This window comes from Nocardia vaccinii NBRC 15922, assembly GCF_001613305.1.
In the GTDB taxonomy this organism is placed as follows: Bacteria; Actinomycetota; Actinomycetes; order Mycobacteriales; family Mycobacteriaceae; genus Nocardia; species Nocardia vaccinii.
The window spans coordinates 76108-95418 of record NZ_BDCC01000061.1 but is presented as its reverse complement, the minus strand read 5'-3'; the positions used below and the strand labels follow the sequence as shown (position 1 = coordinate 95418).

The window sequence follows — 19311 nt, the reverse complement described above, 5'->3', positions numbered from 1 at the left end:
CGGCGCGGTATGTCGGAATGCTCAACACCTGCCGGCCGGCGAGCGGGAAGTCGACGTGCGGTCTCCCGGTCAGTACTGGGTGGAGCCGAGGTCGACCGCGATCTGCGCGCCGGTGATCAGGCGTGCATCATCGCTGATGAGCCAGGATACCGTCGCGGCGATATCCTCCGGTTCGGCGAAACCCTCCGGCAGGAAAGCTGAATTCATCTGCGTCAGTCGCGGATTCGTCGCGAATACCCGGCGCAGCCCGTTCACCATATCGCCGCCGCCCATCGGTGTGTTGACCGCGCCGGGATGCACGCTGTTGACGCGGACGGAGTGCTTGCCGAATTCGGCGGCCAAAGCGCGCGCCATACCGGTCACCGCATGTTTGCTGGTCGTGTAGTGAACCATGAAGGGCTGCGGCTTGATTCCGGCCGCGGAGCTGATCAGCACGATCGACCCGCCGCGACCGCCGTCGATGATCTGCTGCGCGCCCGCGACGACCGTATTCCACGTGCCGGTGACGTTGATGTCCATGACATCTCGGAAGGACTCCGGGGTGATCTCGTCCCAGGTCTGGGGAATGCAGATGCCCGCATTGGCCACGATGGCGTCGAGCCGGCCGAAGGTTTCCACGCCCTCGTTCACCGCCTTGCGCAGACCGTCCAGATCGCGCGTGTCGGTCTGCGCGGTGACGATGCGTCGGCCGGTCTGTTCGACCAGGCGGGCGGTTTCGGCGAGGTCGTCCGGGGTGGCGGACTCGTACTGCACCCGCGGTGGGAGGGGGCCGGCCAGGTCGACGGCGATGATGTCGGCTCCCTCACTCGCCAGTCGCACCGCGTGCGCACGTCCCTGTCCTCGTGCGGCTCCGGTGATGAAAGCCACCTTACCGTTCAGTCGGCCGGTCACATGTCCTCCTGCCGTTCTCGGATCGCGACCCGAATCGGACCCGCGTGGACCGGACCGCGACCGCGGAATTGCGGATCGGATGGTCCGGACCGGAATGTGGACGGCTATATCGTAAGCGCGACGGTAACGTTCGACAGGTCATCCGGGAGTTCTGGTTGCCCGGGTGAAATCAGTTGGCAGGCTTGCCGAACCAGCGGGAGAGGTGGTCGTTCAGGTCCCGCGGGCGCTCTGCACACCGAAATCGGCTCCGGCGATGGCACGTGGCTAACGTCCGGCGAGTTCGGCGACGACCGGTGCGAACCTGTCGGCGCAGTCGGCGCCGAAGATGAAATAGGAGAAGCCGATCTCCTCCCGTCGCCGCTGGATTTCCTCGGCGGCGGCCGCCGGGTCGTCCGCAAGCGTGGCCAGCGAGTCGACCGCCCGAAGCGCGGCGGGGTCGGTGTCGGGCGGCGCCATGAAGGGGGCGACAGTGTCACCTACGACCGGCACGCCGAGCGCGAGTTCGACGGCGTCGGCGACGCCGCGGAAGTCCAGCGCCAGCCGCGTGACCTCGGCCCGAGGCTCATTCGGCAACTGCGCGAAGGTGACCGTGTCCGCGACCTCGGCCGCCAGCGCCCGGGCTTTCGGGCCGCGCACGGCCATCGCCACCGGCGTGTGACGGTCGGGGCCGTCGAGAACTCTCAGCCTCTCGACGGTCTCACGCACCTGTGCCAGCCGCTCGTTCGGCGGGGCGGCGGGCAGTCCCTTATCGCGCAATTCGTCCTCGATTCCCGGCCTGCCGGTGCCGATGCCCATCTCGAAGCGACCATCGGTGAGCTGCGACAGCGAGTGCGCTTCCCATGCCGTCAACCAGGCGGGGCGAAACGGGGAGGCATAAACCCAGGTGCCCACGCGCAGATCGGTCACGGCCGCGGCGGTGGCCAGCGCCGGACCGGGCGCCGGTTGCAGCTGCGGGAAGTCGGGCATCAGCAGCGTCGAGTAACCGCTGTCGGCGATGCGGCGCACGCGGTCCAGCCACGTGGGCAGGTCGGTTCTGATCGGTGCGACGACCCCGAATCTGAACGATCTCGTCATGCCTGAATTCCTCTCTGGCCGGCGCGACCTGTCACCCCACCGGGGGAGGCCCATGATCATCGCCATCGGTACATCCAGCGATACCGACGACGGACCCACCCGAAATTCATCGGTGCCCGTCAGCGAGACCGAGGCCGGTCAGCTCTGACCCATCGAGCGATCGGACGATCACGGTGTTATCCACCGCAGACGGGACAGCCCGTGGTGGACGTCAGTCCGTCGTTGCCGCCGCAGTCAGTCCCGCGACGATGCGACGTTGCCCGATCAATACCAGAACCACGAGCGGCACGGTCGTGACAACAGATGCGGCGGCGATATCGCCCCACGGAATCGCGTAGATGCCAGTGAAGTTCGCGATCGCGACGGGCACCGTCTGCCGGTCCGGATCGGAGTTCAGCGACAGGGCCAGCAGGAGTTCGTTCCAGGAGGCGATGAATCCGAGCAAGGCGGCGGGCACGATGCCGGGCAACGCGAGCGGGACGATCACCGACCACAGGGTGCGGATCGGGCCCGCGCCGTCGAGCCGCGCGGCCTCGTGAATTTCGCGGGTGATGCCACGCAAGTGGCTCGACAGCACGACGAAAGTCAGCGGCAGCGACAGGCCCGCGTAGACGATGCCCAATCCGAGATAGGAATTGAGCAGGTGCAGTCGCAGCAATTCCTGGTATGCCGGGGTCACGATCGCGACCTGCGGCAACATCGACACCGCGAGCACCAGCGCGACTATCCACCCGCGGCCGCGCAACCACAGCAGAGACACCGCGTACGCCGCTGCGGTCGCCAGTACCACCGCGACCACGGTGGCGAAGGCGTCGACGATCGCGCTGTTGCACACGTACTGGGTGAAGTCCTTGGCGCCGAATACATTTCGGTAGTGCTGCAACGTGGCGCCGGGAAATGGCAGCCAGTGTGGGGTGAACTCGGCGAGATAGCGATCGGGTTCGAGCGAGGTGATCACCTGCCAGGCGAACGGGGCCAGCGACCACAGGACGATCACACCCACCAGCACGACCAATCCGGTTCGGCGGCCGAGAGCGATAGCCGCGCGCCTCATGACCGCCCGTCCCGCCGGACACTCAGAATGACGAAAATGCCGAAGGCGCAGCCGATCCCGATCTCCGCGACGAACGTCGCGGTGGCGACGGCCGAACCGCTGCCGAGGTCGAGACCGGCGAAGAGCAGGTTGTAGGAATAGGTCGACAGCGTCTCGGTGCTGCTGGCTGGTCCGCCGCCCGTTACCGCGTAGGGCAGATCGAATACCCGCACCGCGTCCAGCATCCGCAGCAGCGCCGCTACCAGCAGGCTCGGCAACAACAACGGCAGCACGACGCACCGAAAGCGACCCCACGCCGAAATCCCGTCCAGCCGCGCGACTTCAGTCAGATGCGGCGGGATCGTCTGCAGCCCCGCCAGCAGCAACAGGGCCATGAATGGGGTCGTCTTCCAGATATCGGCGATCATCAGGGTCCGCAGGGCCCAGGTAGTGGAGCCCAGGAATTCCACGGGCCGGGTGGCCAGGTGTGATCGAACCAGCAGGTAATTGATCGCACCGCCCTGATCGAAGAGCCAATTGAACATTCGCCCGGTGACGACCGAGGGTATGGCCCACGGCACCAGTACCATCGCTCGCGCCGCACCACGCCCGGGAAATCGGGCGTTGAGCGTCAGCGCGATACCGAGGCCGGCCAGTGTCTCGACACACGTTGTCACGGTGGCGAATTCGATTGTCTGCCACCAGGACTGCCAAAAGAGGCGATCATGCCACAGCTTGTGGTAGTTGGCCGCTCCGACGAAGTGGTCGGTATTCGACGTCAAAGCGCTATCGCGAAACGACATCCACACGGTGCGGAGAACCGGAAAGAGAGATACGACGAGCACCGTGGCGAGCATCGGAATCACCAGGGCGAACGAACGGAACCAGGATGGCAGCCTTTTCGGAACAACTTGGTATCCGATAATTTTCATCCGATGATCGCCGCTATTCGATCTCGTGCCGCTCGTAGACCGGGCGCGACGTCGCCGCTGGCGAGTGCGGCGGAGACTCCCGCCTGCACCGCCAGGCTGATCTGGGCGTATTTCGGCATCCGAGGCCGGGGCGCACCGGTCATGAAGACTTCGCGCAGCGACACCATGAACGGATTCGCCCGAGCGAGGTCCGGCTCGGCGTAGACCGCGGGTCGGCTGGGTGCGAGGCCGAGTTGCGTCGCACACGTCAATTGCGTTGCCGGGCTGGACATCCAGGTCAGAAAGTCCAGTGCCGCGCTCTTCTTGCTGCTCGCGGCGTTCATGCCGAGCTGGTACCCGCCCAGGCACGCCGTGCTCGATCCGCCGGGGAACGACGGCAGCTTCGTGGCCGCCACCTTCCCGACGACCGCGGATGCGGACGGGTTCTGCACGTCGTTCCAGACGAAGGACCAGTTCCGCAGGAATGCGGTTCGACCGCCGAGGAACGGCAGTTCGCTGGGGACCTCATCCCAGGACAGCACGTCTCGTGAGGTGATCTTGCGGGTAGCGAAGGTATCCACCATGAACTGCACGGCCGTGACCGCGGCGGGATCGTCGATGGTGACTGTCCGGCCATCCGTCCCGAGGATCGAACCGCCGTTGGAACCGATGAACTCCACCAGGTTGCACACCAGCACTTCTTGCTGGCGGCCCTGCCAGTTGAATCCGTTGGTGACTGCCCCGGAGTCCATCAGTCGCCGTGCGGCGGTGGCGAGTTCATCCCAATGCGCCGGGACCGCGAGACCGGCGGCCTCCAGCAGATCCTTGCGGTAATACAACATGCCCGCGTCGAGAAACCAAGGCAGTGCGTGTAGTTCGTTCCGATACGTACACGCGTCGATCGCGCCCGAGAAGTACTGCGCACGTGTGGCGGGAGGGATGGCGTCATCGAGCCGCGCCGACCAGCCGGCGGCGGCGAATTCGGCGATCCACACGATATCCGCGGTGTAGACATCGATATCGCCGTCGCGTTGGGACAGCGAACGCACCAACTGCTGATGTACCTGCGTGCTCTGGTTCGGCGTGGGCAGCTCGCGCAGTTTCACGAACACCCGGGACTGCGCGGCGTTGTATTCGTCGACGATCGCACCGATCGTCTTCTGGGCGAAGAACTTCGCACACGCGAACGTGATCTCGGTTCGTCCGCCCGGTGTTGCCCCGGCGCCGCAGCCCGCCAGCGTGGGGACGGCCGCGGCGGCCATGGCGGCCGCGGTCTTGCCGAATATACGCCTGGACATCTGCGAAGTACCGGCACCGTCCGCCGTATCCATCCCGTACTCCTCGGTCATCCGGTTCAGCTCCGCCTGCGCGACTCGCTCAGGTTAATTACGTGAATCGGATCTGCCCGCCTGCCGTAACCAAGTATGGGAAGCTCGATGCCCTGGGCACCGAACCGGGATCGCCGCGGTTCAGTTGTGTGATACCCGAACTGCGGCAGTTGATCGACCGAGTGCACCTCGCGCATCTGCATGTGGCCGGACGAGGAGAGGCCGAAAGTCCTTTCTCCGAGGGCCGAAGAGCCTCAGCTGGGCGGTAGGTGCTGTCGAGGTGGGTAAATCGTGGGCATACTTGATCGCGGTGGGCGTGTCAACGCTGTGTGAAACATGTTCTGCCGTTCGATCTTCAGCTTCGCCAGGGCTGGTTTCCGGCTTCGGGCCGGGCGCGCCTCGCGGTTCGAGGCGCTGGAAACGTGGGGTTCTGTTGTGGCATACGCGTTGTGCGAACTGCGTGACGGCGGCGATACGGTGACTTCTTCCGCGGTGGGTCCGCCGGCGCTGCCACAGGGAGCCGATGGGCTGTCGGAGGTAGCCGACGTTGCGCCGGAACGGGTTCGGCGGCTCGAGCGGGCGGTGGGATCGCTGCCGGAGGCGGCGGGGGAGCAGTTCGATATCGCGCGAGAGGGGGTTCGACGGTCCGAGGACGCGGGGCAGCCGCAATTGTCGCCCGCCGGGACAGAGTTGGACGTGCTCGTCGGCGTTGCGGCGCAGGGGGATCGGTCGGCTCTGGCTCGGGTGCTGGAGATCGTGCGCCCGCCGGTCGTCCGATATTGCCGGGCGCGGATCGGGTATTCGGAGCGCGGGCAGATTTCCGCGGACGATGTCGCGCAGGAGGTTTGCCTGGCCGTGGTGACGGCCCTGCCGCGTTATCAGGATCAGGGGCGGCCGTTCATGGCCTTCGTCTACGGGATCGCCGCGCACAAGGTGGCCGACGCGCGACGCGGTGCGGCCCGGGACAAGTCGTATGCGACCGACGAGGTTCCCGAGGTCGCCTGTACGGATCAGGGGCCCGAACAGCGAGCTGTCGAGTCCGACGAGACCCGTCGCGTGAACGCGCTGCTCGCAACGCTTCCGGAGAGAACTCGCGAAATTCTGGTGCTGCGTCTGGTGGTCGGCCTCTCGGCGGAGGAAACCGCGGCCGCGGTGGGCAGTACCTCGGGCGCGGTGCGGGTCGCACAGCACCGCGGGCTGGCCAAGCTCAGGGCGCTCGTGCAGGCCGAGGAGACGGCCTGCTGAGCCGTCGCCGTCCACTGACCGTCATCGCGTCCACACCGGCAGCGAGATTCCCGACCCGTCCGGGCCGGAATGTGAGATCTCCTGGTGCGCAACGAGAGTCGAGGAGGCGTCGAATGCGGGCTCGCCGGTGCCCGGATTGCGGGCGTAGCGCGGATGTGCCCCGGAGCTGACCTGGATCCCGACGCGATGTCCGGACCCGAAGCTGTGGAATGCCGGCCACAGCCGAACCTCGACCTCCCGGAAGCCGTCGGAGTCCGGTGCGGGATCGGTGGCGGCGGTGCCGATCGAGCCGATCCGGCGGATGCCGTCGCAGACGGTGATCGCGCGCCCGTCGGGATGCACATCGGTGATACGTACGAAGACATCGTAACTCGGTGCGCTGGAACGGATTCGGATATGCGCGACCGGCTCGCCGGCGATCTCGAGCGGGGTCTCGAGAGGTTCGGAGCGGAAGGCCACGACATCCGCGCGACGCTCGTGCTCGACGTTGTCCCCGGGCCGATTGTCGGACGCGAGGCTCGGCCCGCCCAATGCCGGAGTCGGCCGTTGCGGATCGTAGGTGTAGCACGTCGCGCCGCCCGACGCGGGCTCGGTGGACAGCCCGCCGCCCGCATGCAGCAGCCAGTCCTGCGCGGCGGTGCCCTCCGGCGGCCACACCTCGAACTCGTGCCAGGTCCGCGCACCGGTTTCGAACGCGCGCACCGGGGCGCGCCCGGACTCCTCGCCGGTGAATACCTCGCGGAGAAATCCGACCGTATCCCGGTGTGCCGGAGCGGCTTTGCCGCGCGAGAGATGCCCCCACGGACCGACGGTGAGACGCGGCGGATTCCCCGCCTCGACCAGTTGCCGGTAGTTGCGCAGCTGCCACGGCAGAAAGATGTCGTACCATCCCGTCACCATCAGTACCGGCGCGGTGACATCGGGCACCGACGCGGTGTGCGACTGGGACGTCCAGTATTCGTCGGTGAGCCGCTCGTACCGGACCCAGTCCTGATACCAGTGGATCGGGTGCCCGGTGGCGGCGCTGTCGCCCCGGCTCAGGGGCAGCGCGTCGAATGCCTTGTCCAGCTTGCGATCCGGCAGGGCGATTCCCAGCAGCGCCAGCCCGCCGCGATCCATCAGATCCATCATGCGACTCCAGCCCAGCGCGTTGCGCAGAGCGAAAGCGCCGTTGTCCCAGGTGATTTCGCCGAAATCCGGCATGGTGATCTGCAGCACCAGGGCTTCCGGCGCGTTGTCCGGGTCCTCGCGTCGCATCCGGCCCGCGACCGCCCACTGCGTATAGCCCATATAGCTCTCGCCGAACGTCGCCAGATGTCCGGTGAACCAGGGCTGCCTGCGCACCCATCGGTGCGTGGCCATGCCGTCGCGCTGCTCGTCGGCCTGCGGCGTGAACCGGCCCTGCGAACCCCAAGTGCCACGGCAACTCTGGAAGAACACGGTGAATCCGTCGTAGGCGAGGGCGCGGGCCGCGCCGCCGATGACGCCGCGCCGGCCGTACGGTCCGCGGATGACGATCGTCGGCAGGGACCGGTCCGGATCGGTGGGCCGATACAGGTCGCCGAGCAGCTCCACACCGTCCGCCATCGGCACCCGCAGATCGCGGGTGATATCGATGTCGTGGGCCCCGAGTTCGACGCCTCCGCGCGCCCGCGCATCCACGGCGCGGGTGAGCCGCTGTCGCAGCGTTGTCATTCCTCGCCTCCGCCGCGGTGTGGGGAACGGGTCAGGATGGACATCCTTCGTCGCCTTCGAACCTGAGCTCTCATGCCGCCTCCTCGCGGACCCTGGGCGCGGGCGGGAAATCCCGGGCCGGTCCTCGCGCCTCGAACATCCCCACGAGGCTATCGTCCGAGTCGGTCAACGGGCGATATGAGAGACGACGAAAGGTGTGCCATGGAGATCGCGGTCGGCTTGGATCGAGGCCTCGGATTGTCCTGGGATCAGTATCGTGAGCTGGGCAGACATGCTGCCCGACAGGGATATCGGAGTGTGTGGACCAATGCCTCGATCGGTCGCGAGGCGACGCATATCTGCGCGCAGTGGTCGGCCGCGACCGCGGATCTGGTGCCCGGCGGCATCGGTACCGGCATCTCGGTCGTGCCGATCGGCTACTGGTCGGTGCCCGCGCTGGCCTCCTGCGCGGCGACGGTCGGCGAGATCAGCGGCGGCAGATTCGTGCTCGGGATCGGCTCCGGCGCACTGCACTCGCCGCAATTCCGGCGCTCGGTGGGGTTGCCGGACGATCTGCGGCCGCTCGGCACGATGCGCGAATGGCTGGTGACACTGCGCGCGCTCTTGGCCGGCGAGACGGTCGAGCACGAGGGACGGGCGGTGCAGCTGCACGGTGTCGCGCTCGGGTCGACGCCGCCGAAAGTGCCTGTTGCACTGGGTGCCCTGGGGCCGAAGATGCTCGCGCTGGCCGGTGCGGCCGCCGACGCGGCGGCGCTGAACTGGTGCACCGCGGACCAGGTCGCCGCCAGCCGGGAGATCGTCGCGCAAGGTGCGCGGGCGGCCGGTCGCGATCCGGGCGAGGTATCCATGATCGAGTACATCCGAATCTGCGTGGACGAGGACGAGGATCTCGCCCGCCGCGGCCTGATTCGGGCCCTGATGGGATACGCGCTGGCAGCTCCCAGGGCGAACAAATCGCTCGGCTATCGCGGGCACTTCGGCCGGATGGGCTTCGACGAGGCGCTGACCGAGGTGGAGGAACGTCGCGATCGCGGTGCCTCGCTGGACGAGCTGATCGAGGCCTTCCCGGTGGAACTCGCGCGACAGGTCGGTTATTTCGGGCCTGCCTCGGGCGCGGCCACCGGATTCGCCCGTCTCGCAAAAGGTTTGGATACCGCGATCGTCCGCGTGGTGACCGCTCGGCCGGGTGAGGAAGCCATCACCGCCGTCATGGACGCGTGTCGCCCGTCGGAGATCCCCGCACCCTGAGATTATGATTCTCTAATTCGAGAATAGGCATACCGAATACGGTAATCGCTCTCTAGACTGTGGGCGTGGCTGAGAATGCGCGGTATCGGGTCGTCCAGTGGACGACCGGCAATGTCGGGAAGGCTTCGGTCCGGGCGATCGCCGCGAATCCGACGCTCGAACTGGTCGGCTGCTATGCGTGGTCGCCGGACAAGGCCGGACGCGACGTCGGCGAGTTGTGCGGAATCGACGCGCTCGGCGTCACCGCGACCAACGACGTCGACGCACTGCTGGCGCTGAAACCGGACTGCGTGATCTACAACCCGATGTGGATCGACGTGGACGAACTGGTTCGCATCCTGTCCGCCGGGGTGAACGTCGTCGCGACCGCGTCGTTCATCACCGGCCACAATCAAGGCGGTGGCCGGGACCGGATTCTGGAGGCGTGTCGCCGCGGCGGTGCGACGATGTTCGGTTCCGGCATCAGCCCCGGTTTCGTGAATCTGCTGGCGATCGTCTCGGCGGGCATCTGCGATCGGGTGGACAAGGTGACCGTCAGCGAGGCCGCCGACACCACTTTCTACGATTCGCCCGCCACCGAGCGTCCGGTCGGATTCGGCCAGCCGATCGACAACCCGGATCTGCCCGCGATGACCGCGCAGGGCACCGGGGTCTTCGGCGAGGCGGTGCGAATGATCGCCGACGCACTGGGCGTAGAACTCGACGAGGTGCGTTGCGATCCCGAATATGCCCAGACCACAGCGGATCTCGTGATGGACTCCTGGACGATTCCGGCCGGTTGCGTCGCCGGGGTGTTCGCCAGTTGGAAGGGCATCGCCGGCGGGCGGACGTTGATCGATGTGAACGTCCGATGGCGCAAAGGCCAGACGCTGGAACCGAATTGGACCATCGACGACTTCGGCTGGGTGTTGCAGGTGGACGGTCGCCCGACGGTGAAGAACGTCGTGACTTTCCTGCCGCCGTCCGATTTCCAGGGTGAAACGCTCGCCGATTTCATGGAATTGGGCCACATCATGACCGCCATGCCCGTCATCAACGCGGTCCCCGCCGTCGTCGCTGCCGACCCGGGCATCGTCACGTACAACGATCTGCCGCTCATCCGGGCACAGGGCGTCGTCCCCGCCTGACAGGTTGTGCGGCGCTGCCGGAGTGTCACGACCGTGCGAGGTCTCAGTCTGGCAGCAGCGGTACCGAGAGTCCTTCGCCGCGGTGCAGCAGCGCCGCGCGGGTGACCGTTCCCGCGCCGAAGCGGTCGCGGAGTTGGTCGAGGGTGGTGTCCAGAGTGTTGTCGGGGCGGGGGTCGAAGGGGAGGGTGAGTTGCATGGCGTGGGCGTCGTCGAGGTTGGTCAGGGACAGGCCGATCAGGGTGAGTCCGCGTTCGCGGATCATCGGCATGGCCGCGGTGAGCAGGGTGTGCGCCGCCTGATCGATGACGCGGCCGTGGTCGGTGGCGGCGGGCAGCGAGTGGGACCGGGTCGCCCGGGTGAAATCGTCGAACCGTAAGCGCAGCACCACTGTTCGGCATACCCGATCGGCCGCGCGCAGGCGGTGGCCGAGTCGATCGGCCAGGCCGGACAGGTAGGCCTCGATCTCCTCGGGCGTGCGAGTGCGTCGGCCCAGGGCTCGTTGTGCGCCGATGGAACGGCGCCGGCGGCCGGTGTCGACGCGACGGGGGTCGCGGGCCCACGACAGGGCGTGCAGGTGGCGGCCCGCCGCGGGGCCGAGCAGACCCGACAGGCCCTTCTCGCCGAGTTCGGCGAGCTGTCCGATCCGGGTGATCCCGTGCTCGTGCAGCGTGCGCGCGGTGACTTCGCCTACGCCCCACAGTCTTTCGACCGGCAGCGGATGCAGGAATTCCAGCTCGCCGCCGGGCGGCACCTCCAGCAGGCCATCCGGTTTGCAGACCGCGCTGGCGACCTTGGCGAGGAATTTGGTGCGCGCCACGCCCACCGAGATCGGCAGCCCGACCTCCGAGCGGACGCGCTCGCGCAGAGTGCGGGCGATCTCGACCGGACTCCCGGCAATTCGCAGCAGCCCGCCGACGTCCAGGAACGCCTCATCGATCGAGATCCCCTCCACCTCGGGCGTGGTGTCCCGGAAGATCTCGAACACCGCCCGGCTCGCCCGCGCATACGCCGACATCCGCGGCTGCACCACGATCGCGTGCGGACACAATCGCAACGCCTGGCGCCCGTTCATCGGTGTGCGTATCCCGTGCGCCTTCGCCTCGTAACTGGCCGCCAACACCACCCCGCCGCCCACGATCACAGGCTTCCCGCGCAACCGCGGATCATCCCGCTGCTCGACCGAGGCATAGAACGAATCCAGATCCGCATGCAGGATCGATGCCCGCGCAGCGCCCGGGGACGGCACCCCCGAACGCTCCGAAACATCCGACTGCGACACGAACATATGTTCGCATAGAAGGTTCTCCAACGCGTGGAACTTCCCGGCACGGTTGCTCGGTTTACGCTCCGGGCACATCGAGCCAGACCTCCGATGACTCGAGAAGTCGAGCGGCGGCTTCCTCGGACGGCGGTGTGGTTGGGTTGCCGAGGGCTTTGAGAGGATCGAATGGCTCGCGGGATTGGAGGCAGTGATGGAGCTGCCCGAGCATCCTGTTGAACAGGTGCCGCAGTGCCGCCGCGTGCCGGTCTCCGTGTGCTCGACGGCGTTGGTAGTGCTCGCGAGGCCCGAGCGCGCAGTCCGAGAGGCCACATGTCCATCGCTCGGGTCGTGCGCGCGAATTCGCCTCCCGTGGCTGTGTAAGTCGGTTATCGCAGTCGCCGGCGAACCTGGGTGGCCAGGTCGGCGGCGGCATCGCGCAGTGCCTCGATGAACGGGTCTCTCGGGGTGGCCGGGTCACCGCGGCGATGGATGACGCAGGTCGGGCGGATCGCGGCGGGATGGTCGATACGGACCAGCGCGATGTCCGGCGGCAGCACCGGTACCGCGATTCCGGGCACCACGGTGCTGCCCATACCCGCCATGACCAGCCCGAGTTTGGCGAACCAGTCGCGGGCGACGAAGGCGATCTCCGGTTCCCAGGTGGCGTCGTACCAGGCGCCGAGCAGAGTGCTGTTCAGCTCGGTGCTGCCCGCGATCCAGCGCTCCCGGCGCAGTTGCGCGGTAGTGACGCTGGCCTGTCCCGCGAGGATGTGATCCGGTCCGACCGCGACGAGCAACGGGTCGTCCAGGAGTGAGTCGATCTCGATGTCCGGGGGTGGATTCCGCATCCCGGTCACCACCGCCAGATCCAGCCGTCCCCGCGCGACGGCGGCGGCCAACCGCGGACTGGTGCCCTCGCGCAGCGGTACGCGCGCGAGTCGTGGCGCGGTGGCGGCGATCGCCCTCGGCACCAGTGCGGCCATGGCGGTAGAGAAGGCCCCGACCCGGAGCGTGGCGGGCGGATGCGCGGTCAGTTCGTCGAGCTCCTGCCGCGCGGAACCGAGCCCGCCGAGCACCGTTTCGGCATGGCGCAGCAAGATCCGTCCGGCCTCGGTGGCCTGCACGCCGCGTGCGTGCCGCTCGAACAGTGCCCGGCCCGCCGCCTGCTCCATGAGTGCGATCTGCCGGGATACCGCCGACTGTGTGTAGCCGAGATTCTCGGCGGCGGTGGAGAACGACCCGGACCGAGCTGCCTCCCGGACCACCCGCAACCCGACGACTGTGAACTCACCCATGCGATCTAGTCATATCAGGTATGCAACACTCTCGCTTGTCGCATATCTTCGGTCTCCCTAGCGTCGAAGGTATGAGCGCAGCAGCGAACAGGAAGCTGATCGAGGACATCTTCGAGCAGATGTCTCGAGGTAACACCCGGGCGATGAGCGATGCCATGGCCGACGATTTCCGCTGGATCTTTCCCGGCAACTGGTCATGGTCGGGCATCTGGGAGCCGAAATCGGTGGTGCTGAACGAACTTCTGCGGCCGTTGATGACCCAGTTCGCCGAGTACCGAAGCGCGGCCGACTTCGTTATCGCCGACGACGACCGCGTCGTCGCCCAGGTCCGTGCACACGCCCGCACGATCCGAGGCGAGCCGTACGAGCAGACCTACTGCTTCGTCTTCCGGATCGAGGACGGCCGGCTGACCGAGGTGATCGAGCATTGCGATACCGCGTTGGTCGAGCGGGTGCTCCAACCGCTCCAGCGGGCCGGCGGCTGGATTCCGTGCGGGGACATGCCCGAAACGCACTCCCGTGGGCCGAATTCGGGGGCGATCGGCTGACCGGCACTGGACGATGACGCACGACCGCACCGATGAATTTCGGCCGGACCCGCCGTCGATACCGCTGAACCCACCCGGCAGCGGGGACCTGCGCCGAGACCCTTTCAGCGCGGGAGGAGACACAGGGAGGCAATCATGACCGTCGACGACCCCGCACCGGAGCAGAGGATCCGGCCAGGACAGGAAAGGGGTGCTCCGAGCGGTCCCAGGGTGTTGGTGGCGGGGGCGAGCATCGCGGGACCCGCGCTGGCTCACTGGCTGCGCCGGCGCGGCGCCGAGGTGACCGTGGTGGAGCGGGCGCCCGAGCTGCGTCCGGGTGGGCAGGCGGTGGACGCGCGCGGGGTGACCAAGGAGGTCGTCCGCCGGATGGGACTGGACGCGGCGGTGCGTGCGGCCTGCACCGAGACCGCCGGCGCACACACGGTGGACGTGGACGGGAACGTGCTGGAAACCTTCCGCGCCGACGACGACGGCGGCGACGGGTACATCTCGGAGATCGAGATCCTGCGCGGGGACCTGTCCCGGGTGCTCTACGACGACACCCGCGACGGTGTCGAGTACATCTTCGGTGACCGGATCGCGGAGCTCGTCCAGGACGCCGACGGGGTCGACGTGGTCTTCGCGGGCGGCGATCGGCGGCGTTTCGATCTGGTGGTCGGGGCGGACGGGTTGCATTCGGCGTTGCGAGCCATGGTCTTCGGGCCGCGTGAGCGGTTCGTGCACCATCTCGGGCGCGTGCTGGCCTTCTACAGTGTGCCCAACGAGTTCGGGCTGGATCGCTGGCTGATCGATTACCAGGAGCCGGGGTCCGGGCGTTCCGCCGGTCTGCGGCCGATCCAGGACGCCACCAGGGCGATGGCCATGTTCTCTTTCCCCGCAGGGGATTTCGACGTCGACTACCGCGACGTCGCGGCTCACAAGCGCCTGCTGCGCGAGCGGATGGCCGGCCTGGGCTGGTTGACGCCGGACATCCTGGCGCATCTGGACGACGCCCCCGACTTCTACCTCGACCAGGTCGCCCAGGTGAAGATGGACCGCTGGTCGAGTGGACGGGTGGGGCTGCTCGGGGACGCGGCGTTCAGTTCGTCGCCGTTGTCCGGACAAGGCACCGGGCTGGCGCTGGTCGGGGCGTATCTGCTGGCCGGAGAGCTGGCCGCCGCCGAGTGGGATCCGGAGGCCGGGTTCGCGGCCTACGAGGGGCGGATGCGGTCGTTCGTCGAGGCCAACCAGGAGATCGGCCGGTTGCACGCTCGTAGCCTGGCCGTTCCCGGGCCGGACGCCGAGCCGGGCCCCGATTTCACCGGCGAGTGGTTCGCCGAGCTGATCGAGCGCGCGATCCACGGCGTCGAGCTGCCCGATTACGCCGGAGTGCCGGACTCCGGAGCCTCGGCCGGGCCGCTGATCACCGCGTCGTCCAGCTCGTAGGCGCCGGGACTCGCCGGGGTCCGCTGCCCCGACTCACCGTTTCCGATGGTGATCGCCGGTACATCGCCCGGCTACCGTCGAGGCATGGAAATCCCACGCGAGCAAGGTGGTTCGGCGAGCGGGCAGGCCCGGAGGGTTACTCGCCGGGCCGCGTTGCTCGGTGCGGCGGCGACCGCGGTGCTGGGCGCGGCTGTCGGCGGCGGAGTGGTTGCGGTGTCCCAGCAGGCCGACCGGGCCGAGAGCCCGGCCGGGGCGGGGCAGGGCGCGGGTGAGCGCGCGCTGATGTCCGCGCGGGCAGTGCAGGCGGTCATCTGGGGCATGCCGGCGGTCAACTACGACCGGATGCTGCAGGCGGCGATCCGCGTCGGGGGCGGTGCGAACCGGATCGTGTACTGGTCACGGCTATTGGACTGGCACAACCAATCCCTGACCCCCGACCCGAACGCGGTGTATCTGATGCCGTTCTACGACACCACCGACGGCCCGATGGTGCTCGATATTCCACCCGCCGCCGCTGATTCGTCCATCACCGGGTCCATCGACACGGTCTGGCAGACCCCGCTCGCCGATGTGGGTCCGGCTGGAATCGATAAGGGGCGAGGCGGCCGCTACCTGCTGCTGCCGCCCGGCTACAACCGGCCCGTGCCGGACGGATTCATCGCGTTGCGCTCGGAAACCTACGCCGGATTCGCGTTGTTGCGGTCGAACCCGAAAACCGGCAGCGACACCGACGTCGCGGCCGCGGCCGCGTACGGCAAGCGAGTCGGCCTCTATCCGCTCGCCGCGGCCGCAAAGCCGCCCGCCACACCGTACGACGATGCTTCCGGCCAGGATTTCGACGCCACCATCCCCTACAACCGTGAGTTCTTCACAGCCTTGGACCGGCAGGTGCAGGGCGGGCCGTGGTTGGCACGCGATATGGCGATGGTCGATCAACTCGCCGCCATCGGCATCCGCAGAGGGATCGACTATCAATCCGATTCGCAGACTCTCACACTGCTGGACAACGCGGCCGAGCAGGCGCGGACCTGGATCGAGGACCGGTACGTCAAGTCGTTCACCCCGTCGTACTACGACAACTCACGCTGGGCGGCGCCGGCGGATCCGGACCTGCTCACCGCCATGCAGAACGGATACCCGGACCCCGGCGGCTATCCGGTCGAGGCGCGCGGAGTGATGTACTCGTTCGGCTGTTTCGCCGCCAAAACCCCTGGCAGCGGCCAGTTCTACCTGATGACCATCCACGACGTGGACGGCCGCGACCTCGATGGCGGCAGCAACTACCGTCTCACCGTGCCCGCCGCCGCTCCGGTCGGCCTCTCCTGGTCCGTCACCGCCTACGACCGGGCCACCCACGCCCTCATCCGCGAGGTCGACCGGGCCGGTCGCGCATCCAACACCCCTGGCTTGCGCCCCGATCCCGACGGCTCGGTGGACCTCCACTTCGGGCCCATCTCGCCCGAGGGCCGGAGAAACAACTGGATCCCGACGAAGAGCGGGCAACACTTCGAAGTGATGTTCCGCTGCTCCGGCCCCCGAAAACCGCTCTTGGACAAGACCTGGAAACTCCCCGACCTCATACCCACCTGATCCGATCACCGCAGGGCTGCCGACATCTTCGTCGACCGCGGCACGGGCCGAGACTGTAGCGGCCCGGCGTCGTCACCGCCGGACTTCTCGTGGGGGTTGCTCGGGTGGTGGGAGCTGTTCCGGGTTCGCCCGCTGCCACGCTCCGGGACGTATTCCCACCTCGCGCAGGAAGAACGCGGAGAAGTTCGAGGCGTCGGGGAAGCCCAGCCGTTGTCCGCAGCGGGCAGGGGACAGGCGATCGTGTGCCAGCAATCTCTTGGCTTCGAGAACGAGCCGTTCGCAGAGGTAATCCTTGGCGGTGCGGCCCGTTGCCGCCCGGACGCCACGGGACAGTGTGCGCGGGGAGTAGCCGAGTCTGCGTCCGTAGTGGAGGATGTCGTGATGACCGCGGAAGTCCTCCTCCACGGCGTCGCGGAAGCGGCGAAAGACGAGGTTCCGGATATTATCGGCGCCCGTTGGCGGTGCGAGGCGCAGCAGCAGCGCCGACAGCAGCAGGCCGAGCAGTTCGGGCGTCGGATCGTCCTGTGCGACATCGGCTTCCAGGCGCAGGTGCGCCAGCGCGACGGTGATCAGCTGCCATAACGGGACGTCGATGGACCAGCACGCCGAGGTGCTCGGGTCCATGGCCAGATCGCGGCTCGCGGGCGTGACCGGTGCGGTCGGCACGAACAGGACGAGATCGCCGGAAAGATCCGCTATGTCGTCCCAGCGGTGCACCACACCGGGGCGGATCCATACCGCGGTCCTGGCCGTCAGCGAATGTTCGGAGAAGTCGATCGACACCCGTCCCAGGCCGCGGCGGACCATCGCGAGCACATGGAAATCACCGCGCTGTGTGGCGCCGGTGTCGAGGCGCCGCAGTTGGCGGAACGACATCATCTCCACCGGCACCGCGCGCGGAGGTTGATAGGTGAGCTGTCGAATCGACGTCATCTGTCCATTTTTCACCATGCCGTGTCGGGACGTGATGATGCCGCGCGACGTGTGGTCCGGTTGTCTCGAAGACGGAAGAATCCAGCACCCGCAGGGAGTACACATGACAGTAGTCACCTCGTCCCGTCTACCCGGCTACGACTACGTGGCCGGGAAAGGACCGACCCTGGTATTTCTTCACTATTGGGGAGGCGCCGCGCGCACCTGGCAGCCGGTGATCGCCGGACTGCCCGGACGAAGCACCCTGAGCATCGAGGCTCGCGGCTGGGGACGCTCCAGCCGGCTGCCCGGGCCGTACACGCTTCAGCAACTCGCGCAGGACGTGCGCGACGTCGTCGCCGACGCCGGTGTCCGCGAGTATGTCCTGGTCGGGCATTCCATGGGCGGCAAGGTGGCGCAACTCGTCGCCGCTGCGCGACCGGCGGGCCTGGCCGGGCTCGTCCTCGTCGCCCCGGCGCCGGCCGAGCCCGCCGCCATCACGCCCGAATATCAGCGCATCCTGTCGCACGCCTACGACACCGAGGAGGCCACCGTGGCAGCCCGCGACACGATGCTGACCGCCACACCGCTGCCCGACGAGCTCGCGGCCCGGGTCGTGGCCGACTCCCTCGCGGGCAATCCGGAGGCCCGCGCCGAGTGGCCGCTACGCGGAATCGCCCAGGACATCACCCGCGAGGTCCGCGATATCGAGGTCCCCACCCTCGTCATCGCCGGTGAACACGACCGCGTCGAGCCGATCGAGGTGCTTCGTACGGCCCTGCTGCCCTACCTGGACCACCCCGATCTGCGGGTCATTTCCCGCAGCGGCCACTTGATACCGCTGGAGGCGCCCGGCGAACTCGCCCGCATTCTCAGGGAAACGTCCTTCGGATGACCGGTGCGCGGACAGCGTGCCCACCATGGCGGTCTTGCTCAGCCGCAGACGCGCGGCCATCGTCCTGCACCGGATAGAGGCCGAGTTCGCGGTATGGCGGTGCCGCGTTCGACGGTCTCGTCCGGCGGATGCGAGCCTCGATCCGCTGTTCAGCATCGCGGCATCTGCGCGGTGCCGGCTCGCGGTCGGCCGCCACGCGCCGGAGTCCGATGTCGTCGCTGATCGAATATGCTGTCCGCCAACGTAACTCACCGGGATATCGGGTTCAGAGGTACCGCGGTGGTTCGGTGCGGCGGTGGGCGGTGTTAAGAATAGTGCCCATGAGCGAGAACGTATATTTCCAGATTTCGGCCAATGGTGAGGATCTCGGCCGGGTGGTCTTCCGGCTTTTCGACGACGTGGTGCCGAAGACCGCGCGCAACTTCCGTGAGCTGGCGACGGGGCAGCACGGCTTCGGTTACAAGGGCGCGCCCTTCCACCGCGTCATCCCGGAGTTCATGCTGCAGGGCGGTGACTTCACCAACGGCAACGGCACCGGCGGCAAGAGCATCTACGGCGAGAAGTTCGCCGATGAGAACTTCCAGATCAAGCACGACAAGCCGTTCCTGCTGAGCATGGCGAACGCGGGGCCGGGCACCAACGGGTCGCAGTTCTTCATCACCACGGTCGTCACGCCGTGGCTGGACGGCAAGCACGTCGTCTTCGGCGAGGTCGTCGAGGGTGAGGACGTCGTCAAGGCGGTCGAGGCCCTGGGCAACCGTTCGGGCAGCACTTCGAAGAAGATCGTCATCGAGGACAGCGGCGTCGTCGCCTGATCCACCAGCACCCGGCCC

17 protein-coding genes and 1 pseudogene are annotated in these 19311 nt (G+C 67.6%); 8 read left to right on the top strand and 10 right to left on the bottom strand.

What is annotated here, in order from left to right:
• Window positions 1-69 precede the first annotated feature (69 nt).
• The 5 genes from NV1_RS32615 to NV1_RS32595 form a co-directional block, all read right to left on the bottom strand.
• Window positions 70-891 (bottom strand): mycofactocin-coupled SDR family oxidoreductase, encoded by an 822-nt coding sequence (locus tag NV1_RS32615; protein ID WP_067900277.1) that lies wholly within the window; start codon window positions 889-891, stop codon window positions 70-72.
• A 264-nt stretch (window positions 892-1155) separates the two neighbouring features.
• Window positions 1156-1965 (bottom strand): LLM class flavin-dependent oxidoreductase, encoded by an 810-nt coding sequence (locus NV1_RS32610; RefSeq protein WP_067900274.1) that lies wholly within the window; start codon window positions 1963-1965, stop codon window positions 1156-1158.
• A 211-nt stretch (window positions 1966-2176) separates the two neighbouring features.
• The gene (locus NV1_RS32605; RefSeq protein WP_067900270.1) at window positions 2177-3019 is read right to left on the bottom strand and encodes a carbohydrate ABC transporter permease; all 843 of its coding nucleotides are present in this window, start codon (window positions 3017-3019) and stop codon (window positions 2177-2179) included.
• Window positions 3016-3801 (bottom strand): carbohydrate ABC transporter permease, encoded by a 786-nt coding sequence (locus NV1_RS32600; protein WP_218027270.1) that lies wholly within the window; start codon window positions 3799-3801, stop codon window positions 3016-3018. Before NV1_RS32600 ends, NV1_RS32605 begins: the two co-directional genes overlap by 4 nt.
• 125 nt (window positions 3802-3926) lie before the next feature.
• Window positions 3927-5258: an ABC transporter substrate-binding protein gene (locus NV1_RS32595; protein WP_067900264.1), complete on the bottom strand. Its 1332-nt coding sequence runs from the start codon at window positions 5256-5258 to the stop codon at window positions 3927-3929.
• Between the two features lie 648 nt (window positions 5259-5906).
• Between NV1_RS32595 and NV1_RS46070 the strand changes: the two genes are divergently transcribed.
• Window positions 5907-6482 carry a sigma-70 family RNA polymerase sigma factor gene (locus NV1_RS46070; RefSeq protein ID WP_067900393.1) on the top strand — a complete coding sequence of 192 codons (576 nt, stop codon included), beginning with the start codon at window positions 5907-5909 and terminating at the stop codon, window positions 6480-6482.
• Between the two features lie 21 nt (window positions 6483-6503).
• Here NV1_RS46070 and NV1_RS32585 read toward each other — a convergent pair whose 3' ends face one another.
• A complete protein-coding gene (locus NV1_RS32585) occupies window positions 6504-8177 on the bottom strand; it encodes a CocE/NonD family hydrolase (protein ID WP_084526093.1) in 1674 nt (557 codons plus the stop codon).
• Between the two features lie 201 nt (window positions 8178-8378).
• On the opposite strand from NV1_RS32585, the gene NV1_RS32580 reads away from it, so the two are divergent.
• Both NV1_RS32580 and NV1_RS32575 read left to right on the top strand, forming a co-directional pair.
• Window positions 8379-9425, top strand: coding sequence for an LLM class flavin-dependent oxidoreductase (locus NV1_RS32580; protein ID WP_067900261.1), 1047 nt, complete (start codon window positions 8379-8381; stop codon window positions 9423-9425).
• Window positions 9426-9490: 65 nt separating this feature from the next.
• Window positions 9491-10552 carry an NAD(P)H-dependent amine dehydrogenase family protein gene (locus NV1_RS32575; RefSeq protein ID WP_067900387.1) on the top strand — a complete coding sequence of 354 codons (1062 nt, stop codon included), beginning with the start codon at window positions 9491-9493 and terminating at the stop codon, window positions 10550-10552.
• A 43-nt stretch (window positions 10553-10595) separates the two neighbouring features.
• On the opposite strand, the gene dinB is transcribed toward NV1_RS32575, so the two are convergent.
• The 3 genes and pseudogenes from dinB to NV1_RS32565 all read right to left on the bottom strand — a co-directional run bounded on the left by dinB (window position 10596) and on the right by NV1_RS32565 (window position 13108).
• Window positions 10596-11837: a DNA polymerase IV gene (gene dinB, locus NV1_RS32570; protein ID WP_084526110.1), complete on the bottom strand. Its 1242-nt coding sequence runs from the start codon at window positions 11835-11837 to the stop codon at window positions 10596-10598.
• 145 nt (window positions 11838-11982) lie between these two features.
• Window positions 11983-12114: pseudogene (locus NV1_RS47015) on the bottom strand (IS110 family transposase); the annotation flags it as partial.
• An 85-nt stretch (window positions 12115-12199) separates the two neighbouring features.
• A complete protein-coding gene (locus NV1_RS32565; RefSeq protein ID WP_067900258.1) occupies window positions 12200-13108 on the bottom strand; it encodes a LysR family transcriptional regulator in 909 nt (302 codons plus the stop codon).
• A gap of 71 nt (window positions 13109-13179) precedes the next feature.
• Between NV1_RS32565 and NV1_RS32560 the strand changes: the two genes are divergently transcribed.
• The 3 genes from NV1_RS32560 to NV1_RS32550 all read left to right on the top strand — a co-directional run bounded on the left by NV1_RS32560 (window position 13180) and on the right by NV1_RS32550 (window position 16671).
• Window positions 13180-13656: a nuclear transport factor 2 family protein gene (locus NV1_RS32560; protein WP_067900255.1), complete on the top strand. Its 477-nt coding sequence runs from the start codon at window positions 13180-13182 to the stop codon at window positions 13654-13656.
• 135 nt (window positions 13657-13791) lie between these two features.
• Window positions 13792-15081 (top strand): FAD-dependent monooxygenase, encoded by a 1290-nt coding sequence (locus tag NV1_RS32555; RefSeq protein ID WP_084526087.1) that lies wholly within the window; start codon window positions 13792-13794, stop codon window positions 15079-15081.
• Between the two features lie 84 nt (window positions 15082-15165).
• Window positions 15166-16671 (top strand): DUF1214 domain-containing protein, encoded by a 1506-nt coding sequence (locus NV1_RS32550; protein ID WP_084526108.1) that lies wholly within the window; start codon window positions 15166-15168, stop codon window positions 16669-16671.
• Between the two features lie 72 nt (window positions 16672-16743).
• Here NV1_RS32550 and NV1_RS32545 read toward each other — a convergent pair whose 3' ends face one another.
• Window positions 16744-17604: an AraC family transcriptional regulator gene (locus NV1_RS32545; RefSeq protein ID WP_067900250.1), complete on the bottom strand. Its 861-nt coding sequence runs from the start codon at window positions 17602-17604 to the stop codon at window positions 16744-16746.
• Between the two features lie 103 nt (window positions 17605-17707).
• On the opposite strand from NV1_RS32545, the gene NV1_RS32540 reads away from it, so the two are divergent.
• The gene (locus NV1_RS32540; RefSeq protein WP_067900247.1) at window positions 17708-18478 is read left to right on the top strand and encodes an alpha/beta fold hydrolase; all 771 of its coding nucleotides are present in this window, start codon (window positions 17708-17710) and stop codon (window positions 18476-18478) included.
• 320 nt (window positions 18479-18798) lie between these two features.
• The gene (locus tag NV1_RS32535) at window positions 18799-19293 is read left to right on the top strand and encodes a peptidylprolyl isomerase (RefSeq protein WP_067900244.1); all 495 of its coding nucleotides are present in this window, start codon (window positions 18799-18801) and stop codon (window positions 19291-19293) included.
• Window positions 19294-19311 lie beyond the last annotated feature (18 nt).